The sequence below is a fragment of the Pseudomonas sp. GM50 genome, assembly GCF_000282375.1.
Classification (GTDB): domain Bacteria; phylum Pseudomonadota; class Gammaproteobacteria; order Pseudomonadales; family Pseudomonadaceae; genus Aquipseudomonas.
The window spans coordinates 1-22,337 of sequence record NZ_AKJK01000081.1 but is presented as its reverse complement, the minus strand read 5'-3'; the positions used below and the strand labels follow the sequence as shown (position 1 = coordinate 22,337).

Here is a 22,337-nt window from a genome sequence, read left to right as displayed (position 1 = left end):
AAGGGATGGACAGGCAATGAAGAGAATCATCGCGCTGATGTTGATGGTTGTTTTGGCGGGCTGTCAGGTTCGCGAGGAACAACAAAGAACGGGGGGAGTTTCTCCAACCCGCAGCGCTACATCCAATGGCACGGCGGTTGCAGCCGAACTGGCCAGACGTTATCAAGACACGCGCACCAATTGCGGCACAGCCTCAATGCCGGCGTTTCTGTGCTCGGGCATCGTATTGCGCTCGACTGTACCCTCTGCGGATTACTCAAGCTGGAATCCCAGCCCTCATTCACAACAGAGTGGCGGTGTATCGTTCTCGTTTCTGCGCAAGGATTCGAAATTCCGGGATCTTGTATTCGGCCAGATCAATGGGCTAATTTTTTATCCGGTGCTTGCCAACCCGCCTGGCAAAAGGAAGATCGAGGTGTTGTGCAGCTTCCCGATCGACGGCTGGACTCAGCTACGAGACAAACCGGGGTGCGGTTTTCACCCCTATTACCCTGTGCAAAGTCTGCGCTGCCAAACCATCGGCATCACGACAGCCGAGCAATGGATGGCGCATTGGCAAGCCGCTCCTGATCCGGCGAGTGCGCCCGCTCATCAATGCAGTTTCGATGTGCGTGACAGCATGAACCACCTGGCGGCCGACTCCTTTTACCAATCCATACGCACGAGGAATATGCTCGGCGCAAGTTGGTTCCCTCAACAAAACGAACTGATCCTGGCGACCTGGCCACAGAACATCCCTCGAGAATTGCCCATCGAGGCGTTCTTCTATCTCTATACCACGGGCGGCTTGGCCGGCGCACAACATGATCAGAGGGACTACTACAATACGAGTGGCGGCATGGTGGTTCCGATCGTGCAAATGGTGCTGCCCGCCTCTCTCAATCAAGAGGCGATATTCGCTTATTACCCGGCGGATCAAGTCGTACCCTGATGCCGCCTCAAGGGCCGACCTGTACGATCAAGACAACATGTCCTGCATGATCTGTTGCAAAACATCCAGATCGAACGGCTTGCCCAGGATCGGCGCTTTGCGGGTGATCGGGCTATCGGTCTTGCGAATTTCCTGCGGCTACCACCGGACTCGTGCCTGACCGCGATAACTGGCAGACCGCTTAAAACGCTTTTTCCGCATAGAACCAACCGACCACGCTATATGACAGTGCGAGGGCTGTCACCTGCCAACTCTGACAGCTATTCAACGCAATTCTTTGAGGTTTAAATCCCTTCTGAAGTACGCAGCTCGCCTGCTTAAGGACCGCTCTGCGCTCGCCTGCCTGGCGCAGGTCAACTTTCAAGGGATGGACAGGCAATGAAGGAAATCATCGCGCTAATATTGATGGTTGTTTTGGCGGGCTGTCAGGTTCGCGAACAACAACAACAACAACAACAACAACAACAACAACAACAACAACAACAACAACAATCGGCCCCGGTGGAACAGGCACCCATGGCCGTGCAAGCTGAGTCCGGTATCGCCAGCACAACCAACAGCATGGCGCAGAGTGGTGCAGCGGTGGCGGCCGAACTGGCCGCGCAATACAACGATACTCGTCTCAATTGCGGTAAAGCCTCAATGCCGGCCTTTCTGTGCCGCGGGGTAATGTTGCGGTCCACCGTGGCATCGGACGCCTACTCCAGTTGGAACCCAAGCCCGACCTCAGTCAGAAGTGGGGGCGTATCTTTTTCGTATCTAAGCCGTGACGCGAAATTTTCCGGACTTGTTTACGGACAGAAGAACGGTTTTATCTTTTATCCAGTTCTGGATCGGCCTGTTGGCACACGGCAAATCGAAGTGCTTTGTGCCTTTCCTTTGGACGGTGGCACCAGCAACCGTGACAAGGCTGGCTGTGGCGCACACAGACTGGATCTCGCAGGCAGCGGCCTATGTCATACGGTGGGAATAAACCTTTCCAACCAATGGGTAGCGCGCTGGAACCAATACAAAGTGGCCTATAGGATGTGCGGCTATGATGTCAGTGACACCATGAACAATCTGGGGGCTGAATCGTTTCAACGGGCTATTCTGTCCCACAACAAAGCGAACATTTTTCCTCGCCAAAACGCTCAGAGCACTTATGACTACATCGAGCTGATTATGAAAACCTGGCCACAAAATATTCCCGAGGAACTCCCCATCAGAGCGTTCTTCTACCTCGATGGCGGCTTGCCGGGTGCGCAACATGATCAACGGGATTTCTTCAACAAGACCGGTGGACGGGTGATCCCCATTATCAAAATCACCTTGCCTCGTACTGCTTCGGACGATGCGCAATTCGTGTTCAACTCCACGGATCAGGTAATGCGCTAGTCATCAGCGGTGTAATGTGCGTCGGCTCACCACCGACGCAACTTCAGGACAACATGTCCTGCATGATCTGTTGCAAAACATCCAGATCGAACGGCTTGCCCAGGATCGGTGCTTTGCGGGTGATCGGGCTATCGGTCTCGCGAATTTCCTGCGGATAACCGCTGATGAAAATCACCTTGAGCTCCGGTCGCAGCTTCACGGCGGGTTCGGCGATCTGCACGCCAGAGATTCCACCCGGTAAGCGGAAGTCGGTGATCATCATGTCCAGATGCGGTTTGCTCGCCAGAATTTCAAAGGCCTGCTCGCCGTTTTCGGCTTGCAGCACCCGGTACCCCTCACCCGACAAGTAAGCAGACAGCACCATCAAGATCGAAGGGTCATCCTCGACGATCAGTACCACATCTTGTGCATCTTCACTCATGGAAAGCCTTTGTTCGGTCAATAGCTGCTGATACGACCGTGCGGTCACTCAGAGGTTGCGTTTATCGGGCTGTTTTCCTGCAGCGGCAGACAAACGCGAAACAAGGCGCCTTCGCCAATCCGGCTCTCGACGGTGATGGAGCCACCATGGGCGGCGACAATCTGCTCCGAAATAAACAGCCCCAGGCCCAGCCCCGCTACAACGGCCTTGGCGGAAACCCGTTCGAACTGCTGAAAAATGCGCTGCTGATCCTCTTCACTGATCCCGATACCGCGATCCTGAATCTCAACCTGCGCTTGCCCGTCCTGATTGTACACGCGTACGTCGATCTGGCTCTTGGCGCCATAACGCAGCGCATTGGTCAACAAGTTGGAAATCACTTGTTCGATACGGAATTCGTCCCAGTGGCCCACCACCGGCTGCTCGGCCGTCAAGGTCACCGACGACTCGGCGGCCTCGACCTGCGGGGCGAAGTTTTGCAGAAGGTTGTTTACCAGTTGTACAAGGTCAAGCCGACTGGGGCGGATCGACAGCTTGCCGGTGCGGATCCGCGACACATCGAGCATGTCTTCGATCAGGCGGATCAGGCTTTTGATCTGCCGCTCGTCGCGGTCGACCATGGCGTGCATCTTGTCCAGCGTGAATGCCGCGGCGTTATTGCGGGCCAAGTGCATTTTGCGCAATTGGGTTTCGAGAATCAGGCCATTGAGCGGCGTACGGACTTCGTGAGCAACGATGGACATGAAGTCATCACGCATGCGCACCGCTTGCTCCAGCTCATTCTGGGTGTTCTGCAACTGTTTGAGCAGCGCCTCCTGCTCCCGGCGACTTTGCTCCAGCGCTTCGACCTGATGCTTCATCGCTTTGCTCTGGCGATACAGGTCGACGAAGACATTGACCTTGCTCTTGACGGCGTGAACGTCCAGCGGCTTGTGCAGGAAGTCTACCGCACCGCTTTCGTAGCCCTTGAACGCGTAATTAAGCTCACGCCCGGCGGCACTGACGAACACAATCGGGATGTTTTTGGTTTTTTCCGTGCCGCGCATCAACTCGGCCAGCTCGAAGCCGTTCATGCCGGGCATCTGCACATCGAGAATGGCCATGGCGAATTCGTGTTGCAGCAACAGCGATAAGGCTTCGTCGGCGGACAGGGCCTTGTAGACGATACGATCTTCACGCCTGATCAATGCTTCCAGCGCCAGAAGGTTTTCCGGCAGGTCGTCGACGATCAGCAGTTTGGCCTGGATGTTTCCTAACATGCGACTCCTTCCAGCATTGCCCTGTTCATGATTTGCGGTATATCCGTTCTGATTTGACCAATGCTTCAAACTGATTGCCATAGGCCGAAAAATCCAGGGTTTCCTTACTGCCCAGTGCCAGAAAGCCCCTATGACAGAGGGATTCGTGAAACAAGCCAAACGCGCGACCCTGTAGTTTTTTATTGAAATAAATCAATACATTACGGCACGAAATTAACTGGGTTTCCGAGAACACGCTGTCGGTGGCCAGGCTGTGATCGGCGAAGGTCACGTTGTCGCACAGGCTCTTGTCGAAAATGGCGTAACCATAGGCCGCCGTGTAGTAATCGGCAAATGAACGCTGACCACCAGCCTGCTGGTAGTTGTGAGTGTAGGCCCGGACATTCTCCAGGGAGAAAATCCCCTGCCTGGCTTTATCCAGCGAGCGCGGGTTGATGTCGGTGGCATAGATGATAGTGCGATCCAGCAAGCCTTCTTCACGCAGCAGAATCGCCATCGAATAGACCTCTTCGCCGGTGCTGCAACCGGCAATCCAGACCTTGATCGACGGATAGGTCTTGAGCAGTGGCACCACTTCCCGACGCAGCGCCAGGAAGTGCGAAGGGTCGCGAAACATTTCGCTGACCGGGATTGTCAGCAATTGCAGCAGTTGCATGAACGCGACCGGATCGTGCAAAACCTTCTCTTGCAACGCCGAGATGGTCTTGCACTCGAACTGGCCCAAGGCATGATTGACCCGGCGCTTGATCGACGCGCTGGAGTAATCGCGAAAATCGTAGCTGTACTTGAGGTAGATCGCCTCTATCAACAAGCGCAATTCGATTTCGATATTGCCCACTTAGATGCGTTCCATCTTCGGTAACCACACACGAATCAGCGAGAACAGGCGATCCAGGTCGATGGGTTTGGCCAGGTAGTCGTTGGAACCGGCCTGCAAGCAGCGCTCCTGATCGTCCTTCATGGCCTTGGCCGTCACCGCAATGATCGGCAGCTTGCGCCAGCGCGGGTCCTTGCGGATCTGGATGGTGGCTTCGAAACCGTCCATCTCCGGCATCATCACGTCCATCAGCACCAGGTCGATGTCTTCGACTTCATGCAATCGCTCAATCGCTTCACGGCCGTTACGGCCGATGACCACGATTGCGCCTTTTTGCTCCAGTGCACTGGTGAGGGCAAAGATGTTGCGTACATCGTCGTCCACCAGCAGCACTTTGCGCCCCTCGAACACCTTGTCGCGGCTGCGGGCAGTCTTGAGCATCGTCTGGCGTTCATGGGACAAACGGGATTCGACCTTGTGCAGAAAGAGTGTCACTTCATCCAGCAACCGCTCGGGCGAGCGCGCGCCCTTGATAATGATCGAGCGCGAATACTTGCGCAGCTCGGCCTCTTCGTCCCGGGTCAGGTTACGTCCGGTATAGACGATCACCGGCGGGAACGAGCAGATATCCTCGGTGGACATGCGTTTTAGCAAGTCGTTGCCGAGCATGTCCGGCAGCTTCAGGTCGATGATCATGCAGTCGAAAATCGTGGTGCGCAGCAGGTCGAGTGCATCCTGCGCCAGGCCGACGGCAGTGATTTCGATGTCCTCGTCGCCGATCAGCCGGGCGATGCTGTCGCGTTGCACATCGTCGTCTTCAACCAGCAAGACCCGTTTGACCTTCTGCGTCAGTTTGGCTTCCAGGAGGCCAAATACATCCTTGAGCTCCTCGCGGGTGGTGGGCTTGACCGCATAACCGATGGCGCCCATGTGCATGGCCGCCTCGACACGGTCTTCGACCGAAATCACATGCACCGGGATGTGCCGGGTTTCGGCCTGCTCTTTCAGTCGCTGCAATACCGTCAGCCCGGAATGATCCGGCAGGCGCATGTCCAACAGAATCGCATCGGGGGAAAACTGTCTGGCCAGGTCATAACCTTCGTCTGCGCCGTGGGCCACCAGGCATTGATAACCCAGTTCATGAGCCAGGTCGTAGAGAATGTGCGCAAAGTTCGGCTCATCTTCCACCACCAGAATGCAGCGAGTGGCGAATGGCGCCTTGTTGCGATCATCGTCGAAACGCGGAATATCGACGGCGCCAATCAGCGGCACAGGCGCAGCCACCATGGCGCTTTTGGGCATGACAACCGGCGTGGCTTTCATTGTCTCGACAGGCGCGTCGCCCGGCTCGACGTAGTGCTGCGGCAGCACCAGGGTGAACACACTGCCCTGCCCAGGCGTACTGGTCACACTGATCGAGCCGCCCAACAAGGTGGCCAGATCACGAGAAATCGACAAGCCCAGGCCAGTGCCGCCGTAACGACGATTGATGGTGCCATCGGCCTGGCGGAAGGCTTCGAAAATGCTTTCCTGCTGGTCCGGCGCAATACCGATGCCGGAATCGCCGACAATAAAAGCGATGCCGTTGCCCGGCTGAGCAGCGACGCTCAGGTTGACGGAGCCCTTTTCGGTGAACTTCACCGCATTGGACAGCAAATTCTTGATCACTTGCTCCAGCCGCTGGCGGTCAGTGAACAGCATCAGCGGTGCATCGGCCTGCAACTGGATCTGCAAATCCAGGTTCTTTTGCGCAGCCAATGGCTGGAACATGCCTCGCAGACCTTCCACCAGACGCGCAACACTGGTGTTCTCCGCACGGACCTCAAGCTTGCCGGCCTCGACCTTGGAAATGTCGAGAATGTCGTTGATCAGGTTAAGCAAGTCATTGCCAGCGGAATAGATCGACTCGGCGAACTTGACCTGCTCGGCGCTGAGGTTTTCCTGCGGGTTTTCCGCCAGCAGTTTGGCCAGAATCAATGAACTGTTCAGCGGCGTGCGTAGCTCGTGGGACATGTTGGCGAGGAATTCGGACTTGTATTTGCTTGAGCGCTGCAATTCTTCGGCACGCGCTTCGAGCTCAACTTGAGCCAGATTCAGTTCGGTGTTCTTCAGGTCCATGGCATCGCGTTGCGCGGCCAGGATCTGCCCCTGCTCGGCGAGTTGTTTATTGGTTTGCTCCAGCGCTACCTGCTGGATTTCCAGGTGAGTCTGGGACTCCTTGAGAATCCGCGACTGCTCTTCCAGCTCCTCGTTGGCGGTCTTGAGTTCTTCTTGCTGAACTTGCAGCTCTTCGTTGAGTTGCTGGGCTTCGGCCAGCACTTCCTGCAAGCGCTGGCGATAGCGGGCGGCCTCGATCGAGGTGCCGATGTTGCCGGCAATCAATTCAAGCAGTTCGACATCGCGATCGGTCAGCGTGCGCAGGAACCCCAGTTCGATCACACCATTGACCCGATCGTCGTCGCTGGTCGGCACCACCAGCACGCTGTGCGGTAAACCTTCGCCCAGGCCGGAGCTGACTTTGAAGTAGCCGCCCGGGACGTCATCGAGACGGATCAAGCGCGCCTGCTGCGCCACTTGGCCGACAATCCCTTCGCCGCTGTAAATCTGCTGTTCAAGCGCTTCCTGTTCCCGGGAAAAACCGTAAGACGCGATGCGTTTCAGGCCACCATGATCTTCACGGACATAGATCGCCGCGACAGCCGTCCCTAAGTATTGGGCGCAGAACTGCAGGATGTTGCGCCCCAACAGATTGAGCGATAGCTGCCCCAGGACTTGCTCGGCCAGTTCGGTCTGGCCGTTGCGTAACCAGGCTTGCTGTTCAAGGCGGTGGGCACTGGCCTGTTGCCCGGCGAGGTTGGCGCTGTAGCTTTGGGACAGTTTGAGCAAGTCCTGGCGACCAATATAGGCCAGCAACCCGCTGATACCGGCTACGAAAAACAGATAAAGGGCGATGGTCCAGATCGTGGTGCTGCGCACTTCCTCGTTGCGTGTACCACGCAACTGCTGCTCCATGTCGATAACGTCTTCGAATTGCTTGCGGATCTCATCGGTCAGCCGTTTGCCGCGTCCGGCCTTGACGGCGCCACGGTAGTCACCGCTGGCGCGCTGCAAATCGATCATCGATTGCGCGTAATTGGCCCATTCTGTCTGCAAGGCCTGGAGCCGGCGCAGACGATCGGTCTGGACCGGATTGTCGGCGGTCAATTCGAGCAAGGTATTGAGAGCGACGGCGATTCTCGGCTTGGCCGTCTCGTAGGGATCAAGAAAATGTTCGTCGCCACTGAGCAGGAACCCGCGCATGCCGGTTTCCAGATCGACGGTCAACTTTATCGCTTCATTGGCATTATTGATCACCCGGTCGGTGTGCTGGACCCACTGGATCACCGACAGCAGGTAGGTAATCAGCGAAACGAAGAAAACCGCGCTGATGACGCCGACACCCAACGGCAGGCTGACGTTGCGGCTCAGGAGTTTACGGAATCGTTGCTCATCAACCGAGGACGCAGAGGTCATGGGGAAGCCTTGTCGTACTGTTGAAAAGCATCGAGTCTGCCCCAAAACGGCCGGGGCCATCCATTTTTCTGACATGTTTTGCGGCAAAAACCTGCATTTAGCTGTTCTGGGACAAAGGAGCGGTTATTCTCTGCGGTTCTGGTGCGGCTATTGTCTTTGTAACGCGTCGGGAACCTGTCGTGATTCGTCACTTATTCACGCAAGAACCCGGCGGTTTCGATCGTCCGGCAACCGCGAATTCAACCTTTGAGAACCTCACTATGTCCACTGACCCCTCCACCATTCTAGTCGTCGAAGACGATGCCATCGTGCGCACGCTGATCGTCGATGTGCTGGAGGAGCTCGAATTCAAGGTGCTTGCGGCGGATGGCTGTGAAGCGGCGCTGGAGTTCATCAACGATGAAGACCAGTACATCGACTTGATGATGACGGATGTAGGGTTGCCGGTCATGGACGGTCGGGAATTGGCCAAGCAGGCACGCATGCTGCGTCCCGAGTTGCCGATCCTGTTCGCCAGCGGCTATGCCGAAAGCATCGAGGTGCCAGACGGCATGTATCTCATCGGCAAGCCATTCTCTATCGATCAGTTGCGGGACAAGGTCAAGGGCATACTCGTCCAGGCCTGAATTTTCTCTCGCGCCGATTCTCTGCGCTCTCTACCCGCTTCAAGGAATACCCGTCAATGAGTCAGTCCCGCGCAACCAAAGTCCTGGTGATTGGTTACGTCTGGCCCGAGCCCCGCTCTTCTGCGGCTGGTGGGCATGTGATGCAAATTCTCGATGCGTTCCTGCAGCAAGGCTGGGACATCACCTTCAGCAGCCCGGCCGGCACCGGTGAGCACCGTGCGGACCTGACCGCGTTGGGCATTCGCGAAGTGCCGATCGAGTTGAACAACAGCAGTTTCGACACCTTTGTCACCGAACTGGCCCCGGATATCGTGTTGTTCGACCAGTTCATGATGGAGGAACAGTTCGGCTGGCGAGTAGAGAAACACTGCCCCGACGCCTTGCGCGTGCTGGAGACTTCAGACCTGCAAAGCCTGCGGCATGCCCGGCATCAGCGGCTCAAGGACCGCTTGAAGGCCAGTGACGACGCCAACGATTTCAGCGAGTTATTCGCCCCGGCATTGCGTGAAGAGTTCGAACTCATGGCCGATACCGACCTGGCGAAACGGGAGATCGCCGCGCTGTATCGCTGCGACTTGAACCTGATGATCTCCGAGGTGGAGATTGAATTGCTGGTCGAGCAGTTCGGGTTACCGCAACAACTGCTGCACTGGTGCCCGTTGATGGTGGAACCGCTGACCACCGCATCGCCAGCCTTTGAAGACCGTGCGCATTTCCTCAGTATCGGTAACTTCCGCCACGCGCCCAACTGGGATGCCGTGCTCTGGATGAAAACCACGATCTGGCCACTGATCCGTGCGCAGTTGCCAGGGGCGCAACTGCATATCTATGGCGCCTATACACCGCCCAAAGCCACCGCCCTGCACAATGCGGCCCAAGGGTTTCATGTGATGAACTGGGCAGAAGATGCATTGCAAGTCATGTCCGCGGCACGGGTGTGCCTGGCGCCGTTACGCTTCGGTGCGGGTATCAAAGGCAAGATTGTCGACGCCATGCTGTGTGGCACGCCCAATGTCACCACCCCGATCGGCGCAGAAGCGATGCACCGCGAACAGCCGTGGCCGGGCGTCGTGACCCAAACCGCGCGTGAGTTCGCCGATTGTGCAGTTCGTCTTTATAAAGACAAAGACCTTTGGATGAGTGCCCAATCCCATGGGCAGATGTTATTAGCCGATCGCTATCAGTCGGCGATACATGGCCCGGCGCTGATCGAGAAGTTGTTGTATTGCCAGCAACACCTGGCACAACTTAGAAGGGATAACTTCACCGGTAGCATGTTGCGCCATCACCATCACAAAAGCACTCAGTACATGGCCCAGTGGATTGAAGCAAAAAACCGTATTCAATAAAAGCCGGACCTCATCCACCAAACACAACAAGAACATTACCCATCACACACCCAGCATCAAACAAACCATTGGCGAACAGAACTTAAATCATTATAAACATCCTGCAAGCGCCACTCCGACCACCTTATAACAAGTGGCGCTTTTCTATTAATCAGATGCAAGGATGCATTAATGGACAACAACATCTCAAACAACTACGAAAATTATAACTGGATGGCCGCCACACCAGCCATTGACACCTTGTCGCTTCGTGAGTTGACACTTCCGGGCACCCATAATGCAGGCTGTGACTGGGAAGCGTCCTACGCGTTACTTCCAGGCCCCAATTATCTGGTGTGTCAGGACGTCCCGTTTTTCTCCCAACTGAGCCGCGGTGCTCGGGCGCTCGATATCCGATTGGTTTACGACACCGACGCGGCGGAGCTTGGAAAATTCCGTTTCCAACATGGCGATTACCTCTCTTCCCGCACGCTGGGAGACCTTGTAAACGAAATAAAAGCTTTTCTTGTGAGAAGCCACGATGAATTCATCGTCCTGGCTTTTCACGAACTGAAACATGGCAAAGAGACGTTTGATTTCAAATACTTCAACGACATGATGCTAAAGCATCTCGGCGATCAAATGATACCTGCCGCAAACCGGCATCTGAGCCTGGGTCAACTCAAGGAAATCAGTCCACTACAACGAGTATTGGTCGCCGCCCCACGGCACCACGACCTGGACTACAAAAGGTTTTGCGGAAAAATCGAACATAAATGGGTCAACCAAAATCTAGTCAATACCGATGACCTGCATAATTACATCGCCACTGTAATGAACAATCCGCCAGGCCAGTGGGAGCTTTGGTCGCTTTCCGCAACCTGTTACAGTGTGGGCGGCCCCAAAAGGATTCTTGAACATCTTGACTTGTGGTTTGATCCAGAAAAAAGTGAATGGGCCGAAATATGCAATATTATCAACTTCGACTTTATTAAAGACTCGAAAATCGTTTCTTACTGCCGAACGGCAAACCTGAAAAAAGCCAGCAAAAAATCTAATAACCTTCGCGCCACTAAATAGCTATATTTGTGCAAATATTTCCATGGCTGGCGATACTGCCACGCACTTCTATGCTGGGTCATGAAAGCCTTTGACAGAGGCGAATAATACGGATGTGGCACACCGTCACATCCGACACATGACTTCTTCGTCCCACGGATGGGACGAGGTCAACGACAAGGAACTGTCATGACCCACAGCACCACAATCACGTTCGACAAACAAAAGTGGATGAGCAACGTACTGGATATCCACCAGTTGAAGCTGACCGATATCGTCTGGCCCGGTGTTCATAACGCCGGCATGGACAAAAAAGCGCCCAACTATGAAGTGGTGTTCGGCAACTGGACAACCTGCCAGAACGATTCATTTGCGTGGCAACTGGCCAATGGCGCGCGAGCTTTCGATCTGCGGCTTGGCTATACATTTGGCCCTGTAGAGCCGGTGTTTTACTTTCATCACAATGGGTTTCAGTCCCATCGGATCCTCGATGAACTGATCGATGCGGTCTCGACCTTTCTCGATCGAAATCCGGATGAATTCATCGTGCTGGACTTTCATCAACTTGGACTCGCGGGCAAACCCTTCGACTATCGCAAACTCAACGACGTGCTGGTGCGTCGCCTTGGGTTGCGAATCATCCCGCACAGCGACGCATTGAAGACCGTGGAAGAACTCAAGCGTATCAGTTCACTGCGCCGCATCGTAATGGCGGCCCAAGGCACGTCGGGGCTGGACAGCAAGTACTTCTGGCCGCGCATCCCGCACAAGTGGCGCGACCAGGCATTCACTGATACCAGCGAGCTGCGTAGCCATATCGCTACGACTCTTGAGGATGCGTCCTATGAAACGTTTCTCTGGTCGCTGTCGGCGACCACCTATTCGCTATTGGGTGGTCCGCAGCACATAAAAAGCCAAATCAATGACTGGTTCAGTACAACGCGCGACTGGGTGACCCGTTGCAGCATCATTAACCTCGATTTTTTCGACGAGTGCGAGATTGTCCGCTACTGCTGGAGCGCCTCCAGCATGAAAGCCGTTTATGGCCGTTCGTTGCATGAACGGTCCTGAACGGTCAACGTCGCAGGCTGGTACAGAGCGACTGGAAAGAGGCATGATCAACGGGCGATAACAATAAAAGTGCCCTGACATGAGCCGACCAGCCAGAGTTACCGATCCTTCCTACGAATTGATGGACGACCATAACGGGTTGTCCATCATCTATCGTCAGCACGGCTTCCCGTGCCCTTTGGTGCGCTGGCATTTCCACAAGGAATACGAGCTGCACCTGATCGTCGCCAGCTCCGGCAAGGTGTTCATTGGTGACTACATCGGTAACTTCTACCCGGAAACGCTGTTCCTTACCGGTCCCAACCTGCCCCACAACTGGATCAGCCAGGTGGCCGAAGACGAAGTGGTGCCCAAGCGCGACATGCTGGTCAACTTCACTGACGAACTGTTTGAAAGCGGCCATCAGGTGTTCGCCGAACTCAAGACGCTTGCACCCTTGCTGGAGCGCGCGCAGTACGGCATCGAGTTTCGCTGCAAGCGCACGATCCGTCAGGCCATGACCTTGATGCAGCGCATCGCCGACACCCGGGGCATGACCCGGCTCGGACACTTTTTCATTCTGCTGGAGTTGCTGGCGGCGTCCGATGACTATCAGTTGCTGTCCGGTGCCACGACACCGCAATTGGCCGATGAACACAACATCGACCGCACCAACCGGGCGGTGGATTACATCTTTGCCCATTACGCCCGGGAACTGCCGCTGGAAGAAGTCGCCGAGCACCTGGGTCTGAAGCCGACCTACTTCAGCCGAGTGTTCAAACAGGCCACCGGGCGCTGTTTCATCGAATTCGTCAATCGCCTGCGCATCAGCAAATCCTGCGAGCTGCTGGCCGATGGCGACAAAACGGTGACCGATGTGTGTTTCGAGTCGGGCTTCAATAATATTTCCAACTTCAACCGGCGTTTTCAGCAGCTCAAGGGCATGACACCGTCGCACTACCGGCGGTTGGCGGTGCAGCGTTTGACCGAGCAAAACCTGGGCTAATCGCTTTTCGTAGGAGCGAGGCTTGCCCGCGAAGGCGGTGTGTCAGACAAAACGCCTTCGCGGGCAAGCCTCGCTCCTACAGATCCCCCTATTACAGATCAAAAACCTATACGGAATCGATAGCAGCTAATCGCTGGATAACCGTGCCTTACGCCTCACACGCCAAACCCCAGTGCAAAAAAGTATCGGTCACAGTGCGATGGATGATTTGTCTCCCCATCAATTGAAGGCTGTAATCAGTGCACATTCTTCCTGCGCAGGAAGACACAAAAACAATAACTGTCCTTCTGTACCCGCCGGGTGCAGAAAAGGAGTGCACGATGCAACCTTCTGTAAAAGCTCTGCTTGCTCTCACCTGCATGACCCTCAGTAGCGTCAGCCTCGGCGCCCAGACCCTGACCATTGCCACCGTCAACAACAGCGACATGATCCGCATGCAAAAACTCTCGAAAACCTTCGAGACCGAGCATCCGGACATCAAGCTCAACTGGGTGGTGCTTGAAGAAAACGTCCTGCGCCAACGCCTGACCACCGACATCGCCACCCAGGGCGGACAGTTCGATGTGTTGACCATCGGCATGTACGAAGCTGCACTCTGGGGCGCCAAGGGTTGGCTGGAGCCGATGAAAGAGCTGCCGGCCAGTTATGCCCTCGACGACGTGTTCCCGTCGGTACGTGAAGGCCTTTCGGTCAAGGGCACGCTCTATGCCCTGCCGTTCTACGCGGAAAGCTCCATCACCTATTACCGCACCGACCTGTTCAAGGACGCCGGGCTGACCATGCCCGAGCGCCCGACCTGGACCCAGATCAGTGAATTCGCCAGCAAACTCACCAACAAGGATAAAGAGCAGTACGGCATCTGCCTGCGTGGCAAGGCTGGCTGGGGCGAGAACATGGCGCTGATCACCACCGTCGCCAATGCTTACGGCGCACGCTGGTTCGATGAGCAGTGGAAACCGGAATTCATCGGCCCCGAATGGAAAAACGCGCTGAACTTCTACGTCGACACCATGAAGAAATCCGGCCCGCCGGGCGCGTCGAGCAACGGTTTCAACGAAAACCTGGCGCTGTTCAACAGCGGCAAGTGTGCGATCTGGGTCGATGCCAGCGTCGCCGGCTCGTTCGTCACCGACAAGACCCAAAGCAAGGTCAGCGATCACGTCGGCTTCACCTACGCACCGCATGAAACCACCGACAAAGGGTCGGCCTGGTTGTATTCCTGGGCGCTGGCCATTCCAACCAGTTCCAAGGCCAAGGAGGCGGCGAAAACGTTCAGCGCCTGGGCCACCTCCAGGGAATACGGTGCGCTGGTCGCGGAAAAAGACGGCATCGCCAACGTGCCGCCAGGCACTCGCGCCTCGACCTACACCGAGGCTTACATGAATGCCGCGCCGTTCGCCAAGGTGACACTGGAATCGCTGAAGGCTGCGGACCCGAGTAAACCGTCCCTCAAGCCCGTGCCCTACATCGGCATCCAGTTGGTGACCATCCCTGAGTTCCAGGCCGTGGGCACCCAGGTCGGCAAGCTGTTCTCGGCGGCGCTGATCGGCCAGACCACGGTCGACCAGGCCCTGACCGCCGCCCAGTCAACCACCGAACGTGAGATGAAGCGCGCCGGTTATCCCAAATAACCCCAAATCCTGTAGGAGCGAGGCTTGCCCGCGAAAGCGGTGTGTCAGACAAATCGCTTTCGCGGGCAAGCCTCGCTCCTACAGGGATCGCGCTCCATCTGTCCTTGCACTTAATCGGTTTTAACACCATGAATATTTCAACTGTCAAAGCTCACATGGACATTCCCCAACCGGTGCGTAAAAGCCGGTTGACCAACCCCGGCTGGTTTCTGGTCAGCCCCTCGGTAGCGTTGTTGCTGCTGTGGATGATCGTGCCGCTGGGCATGACCGTTTATTTCTCGCTGATCCGCTACAACCTGCTCTACCCCGGTGAAAACCAGTTCGTGGGGCTGGAGAACTTCAGCTACTTTCTGAGCGACTCGGGTTTCCTGCCCGGTGCCACCAACACCCTGTTGCTGGTGGGCAGTGTGTTGCTGATCAGCGTGGTGTTCGGTGTATTGATCAGCGCATTGCTGGAGGCCAGTGAGTTTCTTGGTCGCGGCATCGTGCGGGTGATGTTGATTTCACCCTTCTTCATCATGCCCACCGTCGGTGCGCTGATCTGGAAGAACCTGATCTTCCATCCGGTGTCGGGGATTCTCGCCTACATCTGGAAACTGTTCGGCGCGCAACCGGTGGACTGGCTGGCGCACTACCCGCTGCTGTCGATCATCATCATTGTGTCCTGGCAATGGCTGCCCTTCGCGATCCTGATCCTGATGACCGCCATGCAGTCCCTCGATCAGGAACAGAAAGAAGCCGCACGCCTGGACGGAGCCGGTCCGGTCGCGATCTTCTGGCACCTGACCCTGCCCCACTTGGCCCGGCCGATTGCGGTGGTGGTGATGATCGAAACCATATTCCTGCTGTCGGTGTTCGCCGAAATCTTCACCACTACCAACGGTGGCCCCGGCTACGCCTCGACCAACCTCGCCTACCTGATCTACAACCAGGCGCTGGTGCAGTTCGACGTCGGCATGGCATCCGCTGGTGGTTTGATCGCGGTGTTGATTGCCAACGTCGCGGCCATCGTGCTGGTGCGCATGATCGGCAAAAACCTGACAGACAAAGCCTGAGGCCTGCGCCATGACTCTTCAACAATCCCGTCGCCTGCAAAGCCTGCTGCTCGGCACTCTGGCCTGGGCCATCGCGATCCTGATCTTCTTCCCGATTTTCTGGATGGTGCTGACCAGTTTCAAAACCGAAATCGACGCGTTCGCCACGCCGCCGCAATTCATCTTTACGCCGACACTGGAGAACTACCTGCACATCAACGAGCGCAGCGATTACTTCAGCTTCGCCTGGAACTCGGTGGTGATTTCCTTCAGCGCCACGGCCCTGTGCCTGTTGATCGCGGTGCCGGCGGCCTACTCGATGGCGTTCTATGAAACCCAGCGCACCAAACGCACGCTGCTGTGGATGCTCTCGACCAAGATGCTGCCGCCAGTGGGCGTGCTGATGCCGATCTACCTGCTGGCCAAGAGCTTTGGCCTGCTGGATACGCGGATCGCGCTGATCGTGATCTACACCCTGATCAACCTGCCGATCGTGGTCTGGATGATTTACACCTACTTCAAAGACATCCCCAAGGACATCCTCGAAGCCGCACGCCTGGACGGTGCGACGCTGTGGCAGGAAATGGTCCGGGTGCTGCTGCCGATCGCCAAGGGCGGCCTGGCTTCAACGGTTTTGCTGTCGCTGATCCTGTGCTGGAACGAGGCGTTCTGGTCGCTGAACCTGACCTCGTCCCAGGCCGCGCCGCTGACCGCGTTGATCGCCTCGTACTCGAGCCCCGAAGGTCTGTTCTGGGCCAAGTTGTCGGCGGTGTCGACCCTGGCCTGTGCGCCGATCCTGATCTTCGGCTGGATCAGCCAGAAACAATTGGTCCGCGGCCTGTCGTTCGGCGCCGTGAAATGAATCCGATCCGCCCCCTGTAGGAGCACGGCTTGCCGGCGAAGGCGATCTTCCGGACACCTTCGCCGGCAAGCCTGGCTCCTACAGAAAAGCCCGCACGGCTCAACTGAATAACTACAAGTGGAGGCCCATCATCATGGCCAACCTGAAAATCAAAAATCTGCAAAAAGGCTTCGAAGGTTTTTCCATCATCAAAGGCATCGACCTGGAAGTGAATGACAAGGAATTCGTAGTGTTCGTCGGTCCGTCTGGCTGTGGCAAATCCACCCTGCTGCGGCTGATCGCCGGCCTTGAAGAAGTCAGCGGCGGCACCATCGAACTGGATGGCCGCGACATCACCGAAGTCAGCCCGGCCAAACGCGACCTGGCGATGGTGTTCCAGACCTACGCCTTGTACCCCCACATGAGCGTGCGCAAAAACATGTCGTTCGCGCTGGACCTGGCCGGTGTAGCGAAAGCCGAAGTCGAGAAAAAAGTCGGCGAAGCGGCGCGCATCCTTGAGCTCGGGCCGATGCTGGAGCGCAAACCCAAGCAACTGTCCGGTGGTCAGCGTCAACGCGTGGCCATCGGCCGGGCGATCGTGCGCAACCCGAAAATCTTCCTGTTCGACGAACCGCTGTCCAACCTCGACGCCGCCCTGCGGGTGCAGATGCGCCTGGAACTGTTGCGCCTGCACAAAGAACTGCAAGCCACGATGATCTACGTGACCCACGACCAGGTCGAAGCGATGACCATGGCCGACAAAGTCGTCGTCCTCAATGGCGGCAAGATCGAGCAAGTCGGCTCGCCACTGGACCTGTATCACCAGCCGGCCAACCTGTTTGTCGCGGGCTTCCTCGGCACGCCGAAAATGGGCTTCCTCAAGGGCAAAGTCACCCGCATCAACGGCCAAAGCTGCGAAGTGCTGCTGGACGCCGGCACCCGCATCACCCTGCCGCTGAGCGGGGCGAATCTGAGTGTCGGCGACGCGGTGACCTTAGGGATTCGTCCGGAACATCTTGAACTGGCGCAACCCGGCGACTGCACCCTGCAAGTCACTGCCGACGTCAGCGAACGCTTGGGCAGCGACACCTTCTGCCACGTCCTGACGTCTTCCGGCGAAGCGCTGACCATGCGCGTTCGCGGCGATCTGGCCAGCCGTTATGGCGAAACCCTGAGCCTGCACTTGGACGCTGAACACTGCCATTTATTCGATGCCGACGGCGTGGCGCTGACCCGCCCACTGCGCGCCGCAGCCTGATCCGAGAGCATGCGATGAAACTGAATAAACAGAACCTCAACCGCCTCGCCCCCGAGGTGGCCCTGCCCGCCTACACCCTGAGCGACACTCGCCAAGGCATCGCGCACATTGGCGTCGGCGGTTTCCACCGCGCGCATCAGGCGTATTACACCGATGCCTTGATGAATACCGGCGAAGCGCTGGACTGGGCCATCTGCGGGGTCGGCCTGCGCGCCGAGGACCGTCGTGCCCGGGACGATCTCAAAGAGCAGGATTATCTGTTTACCCTGTTCGAACTCGGCGACGCCGACGACGCCGAAGTCCGGGTCATCGGTGCCATCCGCGACATGCTGCTGGCCGAAGACAGCGCCGAAGTGCTGATCGACAAACTCGCCGATCCAGCCATCCGCATCGTCTCGCTGACCATCACCGAAGGCGGCTATTGCATCGATGACAGCAACGGCGAGTTCATGGCGCACCTGCCGCAGATCCAGCACGACCTGGCTCACCCGAACGCGCCAAAGACTGTATTCGGTTTCCTCTGCGCCGCACTGGCCAAACGTCGTGCAGCCGGCACGCCCGCGTTCACGCTGATGTCTTGCGATAACCTGCCGCACAACGGCGCCGTGACCCGTAAAGCCCTGCTCGCGTTCGCCGCCCTGCGCGATGCCGATCTGCGCGACTGGATCGAGCGCCATGTCAGCTTCCCTAACGCGATGGTCGACCGCATCACGCCGATGACCAGCACCGAGCATCGTCTGCAACTGGCCGACAAACATGCGGTCGATGACGCTTGGCCGGTGGTCTGCGAGCCGTTTGTGCAGTGGGTGCTGGAAGACAAATTCGTCAACGGCCGCCCGGCCTGGGAAAAGGTCGGCGTGCAGTTCACCGACGACGTCACGCCTTACGAAGAGATGAAGATCAAACTGCTCAACGGCAGCCATCTGGCCTTGACCTATCTGGGTTTTTTGAAGGGTTACCGCTTCGTTCACGAAACCATGAACGACCCGCTGTTCGTGCGCTACATGCGCGCCTACATGGACCTGGACGTGACGCCGCAACTGGCGCCGGTGCCAGGGATCGACCTGACTGAATACAAAAACACCCTGGTGGCGCGCTTCTCCAATCAGGCGATTGCCGATCAGCTGGAGCGGGTGTGTTCGGATGGCTCATCGAAGTTTCCGAAGTTCACCGTGCCGACCATCAACCGCTTGATTGCCGATGGGCAGGAGACCAAGCGTGCGGCGCTGGTGGTCGCGGCGTGGGCGCTTTACCTCAAAGGCGTGGATGAGAATGGCCAGACCTATGCAATTCCGGATCCACGGGCGGCGTTCTGCCAGGCGCTGGTGGCCGATGATGTGTTGATCACTCAGCGGTTGTTGGAAGTGGAGGAGATTTTTGGGACGGCGATTCCGCGCTCTCCGGAGTTCGTCGCTGCGTTCGAGTGGTGCTGTAACAGCTTGCGCGATGTTGGGGTGACGCGGACCCTGGAGCGGGTTTTGGCGTAAGTGCGGTGGCGAATTGGCTGCCGTCATCGCGAGCAGGCTCGCTCCCACATTGGATCGTTGTCGAACACAGAATCTGTATTCGCTGAAGATCTACTGTGGGAGCGAGCCTGCTCGCGATTGGCTTCACTGAGATCGACCTGACACACCAAGGATCTTCCATGGCAAACCAACAACTATTCCTCGGCATCGACTGCGGCACCCAGGGCACCAAAGCCATCATCCTCGACGCGCACAGCGGCCAGGTCCTCGGTCAGGGCGCCGCTGCCCACAGCCTCATCAGCGGCGCCAACGGTCGTCGCGAGCAAGACACCGCCCAATGGCTGGAAGCCTTTACCCTGGCCACCCACCGTGCATTGCTCACAGCGAATGTAGACGGTCAGGCCATCCTCGGCATCGGGGTTTCCGGCCAGCAACATGGCCTGGTACTGCTCGACGATCGCGGCCAGGTGCTGCGCCCGGCCAAGCTCTGGTGCGACACCGAGTCCACGCCGGAGAACGACCGCTTGCTCGCCCATCTGGGCGGCGAAAAAGGCTCCCTGGAGCGCCTCGGCATCGTCATCGCGCCGGGTTACACCGTGTCCAAACTGCTCTGGACCAAAGAACAACATCCGCAAGTGTTCGCCCGGATCGCCCGCATTTTGCTGCCCCATGACTACCTCAACTACTGGCTCACCGGCCGCAGTTGCAGCGAGTACGGTGATGCCTCGGGCACCGGGTATTTCAACGTGCGCACCCGCCAATGGGACTTGCAACTGCTGCGCGACATCGACCCCACCGGGCGCCTGCAAGCCGCGCTCCCGGAGCTGATCGATGCCCACCAACCGGTCGGCACAATCCTGCCGAGTATCGCCGAACACCTCGGCATCAACCCCAAGGCGCTGGTCTCCAGCGGCGGCGGCGACAACATGATGGGCGCCATCGGCACCGGCAATATAAAACCCGGCGCGATCACCATGAGCCTCGGTTCCTCGGGAACGGTCTACGCCTATGCCGAGCAAGCGAACGTCAGCCCGGATGCCTCGGTCGCGACGTTCTGCTCCTCCAGCGGTGGCTGGCTGCCGCTGATCTGCACGATGAACCTGACCAACGCGACCGGCGCGATTCGCGAGTTGTTCGAATTGGATATCGAAGCGTTCAACGCCTTGGTCGCGCAAGCGCCGATCGGTGCCGACGGCGTGTGCATGCTGCCGTTCCTCAATGGCGAGCGCGTTCCCGCCCTGCCCCATGCCAGCGGCAGCCTGCTGGGGTTGACCATGACCAACCTGACCCGGGCCAATCTGTGCCGCGCCGTGGTGGAAGGCACCACCTTCGGTTTGCGTTACGGGCTGGACCTGCTGCGCCAGAATGGCTTACAAAGCCTGCGCATCTACCTGATAGGTGGCGGCTCGAAGAGCCCGGTGTGGCGACAGATCGTCGCTGACATCATGAATACGCCAGTGATTTGTACCGAGCAAAGTGAAGCCGCGGCCCTCGGCGCAGCGATTCAGGCGGCGTGGTGCAAATCCTGGGCAAACGGTCACGAAGACAGCCTGGCGGACTTGTGCGAGCGTTGCGTAAAGCTCGATCTGACCAGTGAAACCTTACCGATTGCAGAAAATGTGGCGGCCTGTCAGCAGGTCTATGAACGCTATCGACAGCATGTCGCAACCCTTTAAAGAGCGAGAAACTATGTATCTGGTATGTGGCGAAGCGCTGTTCGATTTCTTCAGCGAAGACGATGCCAGCGGCTTGGCATCCAAAGTGAATTTCAAGGCAATTGCCGGCGGCTCACCGTTCAATGTGGCCGTAGGTTTGCGCCGCTTGGGCGTAGACGCCGCGCTGTTTGGCGGGCTATCGACCGATTACCTCGGCCGACGTTTGCAGCAAGTGCTGCACGATGAAGGTGTGCGCCCGGATTACCTCGTGGACTTTGCCGCGCCGACCACCTTGGCAATGGTCGCGGTCGGTGCCAATGGCTCGCCCCATTACAGCTTTCGTGGCGAAGGCTGCGCTGATCGGCAGTTGAGCCTGGCGCATCTGCCAGAGCTAGGGCCTGAAGTGCGCGGTTTGCACGTCGGTTCGTTTTCGCTGGTGGTGCAACCGATTGCCGATACCTTGCTGGCATTGGTGCAACGGGAAAGCGGCAAGCGCCTGATCAGCCTCGACCCGAACGTGCGCCTGAACCCCGAGCCGAACATCGAATTGTGGCGCTCACGGATTGCCACGCTGGTGGAACTGGCCGACCTGATCAAGGTCAGCGACGAAGACTTGAGTCTGCTGTACCCCGAGCAAGAGCCTCAGCGCGTGATCGAAGGCTGGCTGGAGCATCGCTGTCAGTTGGTGTTCCTGACCCGTGGCGGCGAAGGCGCAACAGTGTTCAGCCGTGCCCACGGTTCGTGGTCGGTGCCGGCCAGTTCGGTGAAGATTGCCGACACCGTGGGAGCCGGCGATACCTTCCAGGCGGCGCTGATTACCTGGCTGACCGAGCAGCAGTTGGATTCGGTTGAAGGTTTGCAGCAGCTGAGCCGTGAACAGATCGACGCGATGCTCAGGTTTGCGGTGAGCGCAGCGGCGTTGACGTGCAGCAAGACCGGGCCGGATTTGCCGTATCGGCAGCAGTTGGAAGTGCGCTGAAGCTGATGACCCCTTCGCGGGCAAGCCTCGCTCCTACAGGTCCGGTGTTGGCATGATCAATGGTTCGACACAACCCCGGCGTTGGC

General features: G+C 57.5%; 18 protein-coding genes and 1 pseudogene. 14 read left to right on the top strand and 5 right to left on the bottom strand.

Annotated elements, in window-relative coordinates; all coding sequences use genetic code 11:
* On the top strand, positions 1–931 hold a 931-nt coding region (locus tag PMI30_RS10055; RefSeq protein WP_338010196.1), incomplete at its 5' end, for a halovibrin HvnA.
* 27 nt (positions 932–958) lie between these two features.
* Here PMI30_RS10055 and PMI30_RS31330 read toward each other — a convergent pair.
* Positions 959–1,066, bottom strand: a pseudogene (locus tag PMI30_RS31330) (response regulator); the annotation flags it as partial.
* Between the two features lie 243 nt (positions 1,067–1,309).
* On the opposite strand from PMI30_RS31330, the gene PMI30_RS10060 reads away from it, so the two are divergent.
* Positions 1,310–2,308 (top strand): hypothetical protein, encoded by a 999-nt coding sequence (locus PMI30_RS10060; RefSeq protein WP_008011586.1) that lies wholly within the window; start codon positions 1,310–1,312, stop codon positions 2,306–2,308.
* 43 nt (positions 2,309–2,351) lie between these two features.
* On the opposite strand, the gene PMI30_RS10065 is transcribed toward PMI30_RS10060, so the two are convergent.
* The 4 genes from PMI30_RS10065 to PMI30_RS10080 are packed head-to-tail and all read right to left on the bottom strand — an operon-like array spanning position 2,352 to position 8,318.
* A complete protein-coding gene (locus tag PMI30_RS10065) occupies positions 2,352–2,729 on the bottom strand; it encodes a response regulator (RefSeq protein ID WP_007905602.1) in 378 nt (125 codons plus the stop codon).
* Between the two features lie 44 nt (positions 2,730–2,773).
* Positions 2,774–3,988 carry a hybrid sensor histidine kinase/response regulator gene (locus PMI30_RS10070; protein WP_008011583.1) on the bottom strand — a complete coding sequence of 405 codons (1,215 nt, stop codon included), beginning with the start codon at positions 3,986–3,988 and terminating at the stop codon, positions 2,774–2,776.
* Positions 3,989–4,013: 25 nt separating this feature from the next.
* Entirely contained in the window at positions 4,014–4,826 is an 813-nt protein-coding gene (locus tag PMI30_RS10075; RefSeq protein ID WP_008011581.1) for a CheR family methyltransferase, read from the bottom strand.
* On the bottom strand, positions 4,827–8,318 hold the full coding sequence (locus tag PMI30_RS10080) for a response regulator (RefSeq protein WP_008011579.1): 3,492 nt from the start codon (positions 8,316–8,318) through the stop codon (positions 4,827–4,829).
* 260 nt (positions 8,319–8,578) lie between these two features.
* On the opposite strand from PMI30_RS10080, the gene PMI30_RS10085 reads away from it, so the two are divergent.
* The 12 genes from PMI30_RS10085 to PMI30_RS10140 all read left to right on the top strand — a co-directional run bounded on the left by PMI30_RS10085 (position 8,579) and on the right by PMI30_RS10140 (position 22,251).
* A complete protein-coding gene (locus PMI30_RS10085) occupies positions 8,579–8,944 on the top strand; it encodes a response regulator (protein WP_008011577.1) in 366 nt (121 codons plus the stop codon).
* 56 nt (positions 8,945–9,000) lie between these two features.
* Complete coding sequence (locus PMI30_RS10090; protein WP_008011576.1) at positions 9,001–10,293, top strand: glycosyltransferase; 1,293 nt, start codon at positions 9,001–9,003, stop codon at positions 10,291–10,293.
* Positions 10,294–10,464: 171 nt separating this feature from the next.
* Positions 10,465–11,352, top strand: a complete 888-nt coding sequence (locus tag PMI30_RS10095) for a hypothetical protein (protein WP_008011574.1) — start codon at positions 10,465–10,467, stop codon at positions 11,350–11,352.
* A gap of 168 nt (positions 11,353–11,520) precedes the next feature.
* The gene (locus PMI30_RS10100; protein WP_008011572.1) at positions 11,521–12,402 is read left to right on the top strand and encodes a hypothetical protein; all 882 of its coding nucleotides are present in this window, start codon (positions 11,521–11,523) and stop codon (positions 12,400–12,402) included.
* 79 nt (positions 12,403–12,481) lie between these two features.
* Positions 12,482–13,387 (top strand): AraC family transcriptional regulator, encoded by a 906-nt coding sequence (locus tag PMI30_RS10105; protein WP_008011570.1) that lies wholly within the window; start codon positions 12,482–12,484, stop codon positions 13,385–13,387.
* 320 nt (positions 13,388–13,707) lie between these two features.
* Entirely contained in the window at positions 13,708–15,018 is a 1,311-nt protein-coding gene (locus PMI30_RS10110) for an ABC transporter substrate-binding protein (RefSeq protein WP_008011569.1), read from the top strand.
* Between the two features lie 155 nt (positions 15,019–15,173).
* Positions 15,174–16,073 carry a carbohydrate ABC transporter permease gene (locus PMI30_RS10115; RefSeq protein WP_008011566.1) on the top strand — a complete coding sequence of 300 codons (900 nt, stop codon included), beginning with the start codon at positions 15,174–15,176 and terminating at the stop codon, positions 16,071–16,073.
* Between the two features lie 10 nt (positions 16,074–16,083).
* Positions 16,084–16,914, top strand: coding sequence for a carbohydrate ABC transporter permease (locus PMI30_RS10120; RefSeq protein ID WP_008011564.1), 831 nt, complete (start codon positions 16,084–16,086; stop codon positions 16,912–16,914).
* A 133-nt stretch (positions 16,915–17,047) separates the two neighbouring features.
* Positions 17,048–18,151 (top strand): ABC transporter ATP-binding protein, encoded by a 1,104-nt coding sequence (locus PMI30_RS10125; protein ID WP_008011562.1) that lies wholly within the window; start codon positions 17,048–17,050, stop codon positions 18,149–18,151.
* 14 nt (positions 18,152–18,165) lie between these two features.
* Positions 18,166–19,638, top strand: a complete 1,473-nt coding sequence (locus PMI30_RS10130; RefSeq protein ID WP_008011560.1) for a mannitol dehydrogenase family protein — start codon at positions 18,166–18,168, stop codon at positions 19,636–19,638.
* Positions 19,639–19,796: 158 nt separating this feature from the next.
* Positions 19,797–21,293 (top strand): xylulokinase, encoded by a 1,497-nt coding sequence (gene xylB / locus PMI30_RS10135; protein WP_008011558.1) that lies wholly within the window; start codon positions 19,797–19,799, stop codon positions 21,291–21,293.
* Between the two features lie 13 nt (positions 21,294–21,306).
* Positions 21,307–22,251 carry a carbohydrate kinase family protein gene (locus PMI30_RS10140; RefSeq protein WP_008011557.1) on the top strand — a complete coding sequence of 315 codons (945 nt, stop codon included), beginning with the start codon at positions 21,307–21,309 and terminating at the stop codon, positions 22,249–22,251.
* Positions 22,252–22,337: the final 86 nt, after the last annotated feature.

Bases quoted from the DNA above. Each gene is read 5' to 3' on its own strand.
- PMI30_RS10060 (WP_008011586.1), top strand. From the start codon at position 1,310: ATGAAGGAAATCATCGCGCTAATATTGATGGTTGTTTTGGCGGGCTGT.
- PMI30_RS10065 (WP_007905602.1), bottom strand. From the start codon at position 2,729: ATGAGTGAAGATGCACAAGATGTGGTACTGATCGTCGAGGATGACCCT.
- PMI30_RS10070 (WP_008011583.1), bottom strand. From the start codon at position 3,988: ATGTTAGGAAACATCCAGGCCAAACTGCTGATCGTCGACGACCTGCCG.
- PMI30_RS10080 (WP_008011579.1), bottom strand. From the start codon at position 8,318: ATGACCTCTGCGTCCTCGGTTGATGAGCAACGATTCCGTAAACTCCTG.
- PMI30_RS10085 (WP_008011577.1), top strand. From the start codon at position 8,579: ATGTCCACTGACCCCTCCACCATTCTAGTCGTCGAAGACGATGCCATC.
- PMI30_RS10090 (WP_008011576.1), top strand. From the start codon at position 9,001: ATGAGTCAGTCCCGCGCAACCAAAGTCCTGGTGATTGGTTACGTCTGG.
- PMI30_RS10095 (WP_008011574.1), top strand. From the start codon at position 10,465: ATGGACAACAACATCTCAAACAACTACGAAAATTATAACTGGATGGCC.
- PMI30_RS10100 (WP_008011572.1), top strand. From the start codon at position 11,521: ATGACCCACAGCACCACAATCACGTTCGACAAACAAAAGTGGATGAGC.
- PMI30_RS10105 (WP_008011570.1), top strand. From the start codon at position 12,482: ATGAGCCGACCAGCCAGAGTTACCGATCCTTCCTACGAATTGATGGAC.
- PMI30_RS10110 (WP_008011569.1), top strand. From the start codon at position 13,708: ATGCAACCTTCTGTAAAAGCTCTGCTTGCTCTCACCTGCATGACCCTC.
- PMI30_RS10115 (WP_008011566.1), top strand. From the start codon at position 15,174: ATGGACATTCCCCAACCGGTGCGTAAAAGCCGGTTGACCAACCCCGGC.
- PMI30_RS10120 (WP_008011564.1), top strand. From the start codon at position 16,084: ATGACTCTTCAACAATCCCGTCGCCTGCAAAGCCTGCTGCTCGGCACT.
- PMI30_RS10125 (WP_008011562.1), top strand. From the start codon at position 17,048: ATGGCCAACCTGAAAATCAAAAATCTGCAAAAAGGCTTCGAAGGTTTT.
- PMI30_RS10130 (WP_008011560.1), top strand. From the start codon at position 18,166: ATGAAACTGAATAAACAGAACCTCAACCGCCTCGCCCCCGAGGTGGCC.
- xylB (WP_008011558.1), top strand. From the start codon at position 19,797: ATGGCAAACCAACAACTATTCCTCGGCATCGACTGCGGCACCCAGGGC.
- PMI30_RS10140 (WP_008011557.1), top strand. From the start codon at position 21,307: ATGTATCTGGTATGTGGCGAAGCGCTGTTCGATTTCTTCAGCGAAGAC.